Here is a 4,175-nt window from a genome sequence, read left to right as displayed (position 1 = left end):
ACCGCCACGACCGCAGCCGTCACCAGGGCGACGGTCGCGGCGGGCGCCAGGACCCGCCGCGTCGTGGTCGTGAACCTGCCCACTGGTCATCTCCAGGACGATGTGTCAATCGCGTGGCGCGGGTGCTCGCCGTCCAACTGATCACGAGTTGCTGGTGACAGCCGCGCGCTGGGTCTCGGCGAAGGCGAAGGTGAGCTGGGTGCTCAGGTTCTGGATGGTGTTCGCGGGCAGGACGCCGTTGACCGTGGTCTCGTCCTGGTTGGGGAGCTTGACACTGACCTGAAGCTTGCGCACCTCGCCGGCACCGACCGCGCCCGACACCAGCGACGTCGCGGTGCCGAAGGTGGACACCGGCTTGCTGGACACCAGTGCCGAGGTCGTGCCGGAGCAGACGCCGGTGGTCGGGGCCCAGATACCGTCGACGCACTCGGTCACGGTCACCGTCAGACCGCGAGTGGCGTCTGTGGTCAGTGCCGTGCTGCCGGTGCCGGTCACCGCGAGGGTCAGCGCCTGGCCGTCCAGCGTGCCGCTGTTGGCCACGTCGACGTAGCGGTTGCTCACGTCACCAGGCGCGAGATTGCTGATCGACTGGCTGAACCCGGCGCCGTTGGGCGTCATGGTGAGCTTGAGGGTGCCCGTGCTCACTTGCTGAGGGTCGACGTTGGACACGGTGGCGGACAGCGTGGCCCAGACCCCGGCGCCCATCATGACGAGCACCGCCCCGGCGGTGGTGGCCATCGCCAACGGGCGCCAGGCGCGGCGGCGCCTCGTGGTGTGGGCGTCGACGGAGTGTCGTTCGGTCATGATGTCTCCCCGGTCTAGATCGCTAGCGCTCCATTTGGTGCAGTGCGGGTGCACACCAGGGTTAGCGTCACTTGGCGGAGATGTTGACGCAGAGCGATCGGCGTTCACCCCATCGGGCGACGGCGGCCGGAACGGCGGCGGCGCATCGTGGACGATCGATTGCAGACCGTGCTCGACGGCACGATCAGCGGGGCTACTGGACCTCGGCAGGTGGGCGATCTTTGTCGGCTGTGCGCCGGGGGGAGTGCCGGGCGGTACACCGCTGCGGTGTCGCCGTGCTCAGCGAGGAACGCGAACGCGTGCTTGTCCGGCGCCGCCACGGGCCCGTAGGTGCGGCGGTCGGTGGCCGGCGGCGGCGGTTCGGCCTTGCTGACCGACCCGTGATCGGCCGCCAGCGTCAGTTTCCAGATCTGTGATCGGCCGGTGGACGCGATGATGACATGACTTATGCCACGGCTAGGCCCCAAAAGAAGACCTGCAGCGTATCGCTGCAGGGGGTCCGGGGGCTTGCCCCGGCATGGGATCTGGGGGCAAGACCCCAGAAAACACTCGAAGGGCGAAGGGGCTCGCGCTCTCCGCGAACACACCTTGCCCTTCGACCTTCGATGCCCCCGGCAGGATTCGAACCTGCGCACCCGCCTCCGGAGGGCGGTGCTCTATCCCCTGAGCTACGGGGGCCGTAGCTACGTGGAAGATCCTAGCGCACGAGAGCCACCCACTTACGCACGTACCCCCTCGAACCAATGCAGCGTGGTCTCCGTCACCCCCACCCCAGGTCAGAAGCACTGCCGATTGCACTCATGCGCATATCGCTATATGTTCCCGGCATGGGCCACGGTCATGGGCACGGATCGGCGTCGGCGAGCGGGCAGCACGCCGGCAAGCTGTGGATCGCGTTCGGCATCGGCGCGGTCTTCATGGTGGTCGAGTTCGTCGTGGGCTTCGCGACGTCCTCCCTCGCGCTGATCTCCGACGCCTCGCACATGCTCACCGACGTGCTGGGCGTCGGGATGGCGCTGGCCGCGATCATGGTGGCGCGCAGGAACAAGGCCGGCAAGAACCGGACGTTCGGCTTCTACCGGGCCGAGGTGCTGGCGGCGCTCGCCAACGCGGTCCTGCTCTTCGGGGTCGCCGGCTACGTGATCTACGAGGCCGTTGGCCGGTTCCAGGACCCGCCTGCGGTGCCTGCCTGGCCGGTGCTCATCGCGGCGACGCTCGGTCTTGCGGCCAACCTCGTCAGCTTCGGCGTGCTGAAGGAGGGCGCCAAGGACAGCATCAACGTCAAGGGCGCGTACCTCGAGGTGCTGGCCGACCTCATCGGGTCGGTGGGCGTGCTCATCTCCGCCCTTGTCATGCTCACCACCGGTTGGAAGTACGCGGACCCGATCATGGGTGTGCTGATCGGCGTGTGGGTGCTGCCGCGGACGTACAGCCTGGCCAAGAACGCCTTGCACATCCTCTTCCAGCACGCGCCGGAGCGGCTCGACGTCACCGAGATGCAGAAGGCGCTGACCCGGCTCCCCGGCGTCACGGAGGCGCACGACCTGCACGTCTGGACGCTCACCAGTGGCATGGAGGTGGCTTCGGCGCACCTCACGACCGCTGAGGACGCCGATCACGAGAACGTGCTCAAGGCCGCGCAGTCGTTGCTGGCGAGCGAGTACCACATCGAGCACGCGACGCTGCAGGTCGAGGGCGGCTCGTCAGCGCAGCGGTGCAGGGAGCTTTCGTGGTGAGCCCGGCAGGTCGCGGATCTCGTCCTTAGTGGACGGCGCGCCGGTTCGTGACGGAACAACCATTCGAGGTTGTGGAACGACGACCCGGACACGGCCTCGCTCGAACGGCACCACTAGAGCCTCCCCAGTCACCACCGCATGAATTGCCAAGATCTCATCGAAGTATGTCCGAACGGGAAAGATCCGTTCAGGTGAACGAGAAAAGCCGCGTTCCGTGACGGAACGCGGCTTTCCCGGTTCAAACGCGATCAGTTGGGCATTACAGACCAGTGCACTGTCCTGCCTTCGGACCCTTCACTTCGTTCGGGAAGCCGTTGTTCGACGGCGCCGGGTTGTTGCCCGTGCAGGACAACGGCCCGCCGACCGTGGTGAACGCCACGATTGACCTGGTCTTGTTCGACGTCAGTGACACAGGGCCACCGACCGAGGTGTTCTCCACCGCGACTTCCGAAGAAGTGCCGTGCGCCGTCACCGGACCGCCCACGCGAGTGCCCACGAGCACCACGGACGCCGCGTCCGTCGCCGACAGCGGGCCCTTGATCTCGCCGCCGAAGACGAAGAGCGTGGCGCCCTTCGCGACGGTCACGGGGCCGTTGATGGTGGCGCCGTCCACGCAGGTCACGCCCTTGGCCTGCAGGCCGCCGTCGACCGTGCCGGTCACCGTCGAGGTGCAGGCCGGCAGCGGCTTCGACATCAGCTCGAACTCGGCCAGCGCCACGTCGGCGGAGAACTCCAGGCGGTAGAAGTTGTAGCGGCCCGGCGAGGCGATCTTGAACGACCGGGTGTACTGCTGCCACTGGAAGTTCTCGTTCGAGCGCTTGTCGACCGTCGCCCACGTCTTGCCGTCGTAGGAGGCTTTCAGCTCCCAGGACGACGGGGACGTGCCCGACTTCGCGTTGGTCAGCGTGTAGAACTCCGCCTTCTCCTTGGCGTCAGCGGCCTTGAAGTCGAAGGAGCGCACCACCGCGGACGTCGCGGAGTTGTTGTCCGCCAGCGCACCGACAGACACACCGGCCGAGACGTCACGGAGAGGCGTCGGAACCGCGTCACCGGTGGTGATCGAGTCCGGCACGTCGGTGGCGCCCGTGCCCCAGGCGGAAGGCTTCGGGCCCATGTCGAAGTCGATCGTGGCACCGGCCGCGAGCACGTCGTGCGGCAGTGACGTCTTGTTCCACGCCTTGCCGTTGACCTTCACGCCCTGCACGTAGATGTTCTTCGCGCTGTTCTTGGGTGCGTTGATGACGAGCTTCTTGCCGTTCTCCAGCTTTACGGTCGCCTTGGTGAACAGCGGCGAACCGATCGCGTAGGCCGGCTTGCCCATCTGCAGCGGGTAGAAGCCGAGCGACGAGAACAGGTGCCACGCGGACATCTCGCCGTTGTCCTCGTCACCGGCATAGCCCTGACCCTGCTCGCTGCCGACGTACAGGCGCGCCAGGACCTCGCGCACCTTCTCCGCGGTGCGGGCGGGCTGACCGGCGTAGTTGTACATGTAGGCGATGTGGTGCGACGGCTGGTTGGAGTGGCCGTACTGGCCCATCCGCACGTCCCGCGCCTCGATCATCTCGTGGATCACGCCGCCGTAGCCGCCGGGGAACTTGGCCGTCTCCGGCAACGTGAAGAACTGGTCGAGCTTGG

At 67.0% G+C, this 4,175-nt stretch carries 3 protein-coding genes and 1 tRNA gene; 1 reads left to right on the top strand and 3 read right to left on the bottom strand.

The window, feature by feature from the left end:
- Window positions 1-141: 141 nt before the first annotated feature.
- Window positions 142-804 (bottom strand): TasA family protein, encoded by a 663-nt coding sequence (locus FXN61_RS47735; RefSeq protein ID WP_167980381.1) that lies wholly within the window; start codon window positions 802-804, stop codon window positions 142-144.
- Window positions 805-1,410: 606 nt separating this feature from the next.
- Window positions 1,411-1,482, bottom strand: a tRNA-Arg gene (locus FXN61_RS47730).
- 149 nt (window positions 1,483-1,631) lie between these two features.
- On the opposite strand from FXN61_RS47730, the gene FXN61_RS47725 reads away from it, so the two are divergent.
- Window positions 1,632-2,540, top strand: a complete 909-nt coding sequence (locus tag FXN61_RS47725; RefSeq protein ID WP_167980380.1) for a cation diffusion facilitator family transporter — start codon at window positions 1,632-1,634, stop codon at window positions 2,538-2,540.
- Window positions 2,541-2,799: 259 nt separating this feature from the next.
- Here FXN61_RS47725 and FXN61_RS47720 read toward each other — a convergent pair.
- Window positions 2,800-4,175 (bottom strand): glycoside hydrolase domain-containing protein (locus FXN61_RS47720; protein WP_167980379.1); only part of this gene is annotated, 1,376 nt, incomplete at its 5' end.

The sequence above is a fragment of the Lentzea indica genome, assembly GCF_012184385.1.
GTDB classification, from domain to species: domain Bacteria; phylum Actinomycetota; class Actinomycetes; order Mycobacteriales; family Pseudonocardiaceae; genus Lentzea; species Lentzea indica.
The sequence above is the reverse complement of the archived record's forward strand: the minus strand, read 5'-3'. Positions and strand labels throughout refer to the sequence as shown.

Excerpts from the sequence above, each read along its gene's own strand:
- FXN61_RS47735 (WP_167980381.1), bottom strand. The coding sequence starts at position 804 with ATGACCGAACGACACTCCGTCGACGCCCACACCACGAGGCGCCGCCGC.
- FXN61_RS47725 (WP_167980380.1), top strand. The coding sequence starts at position 1,632 with ATGGGCCACGGTCATGGGCACGGATCGGCGTCGGCGAGCGGGCAGCAC.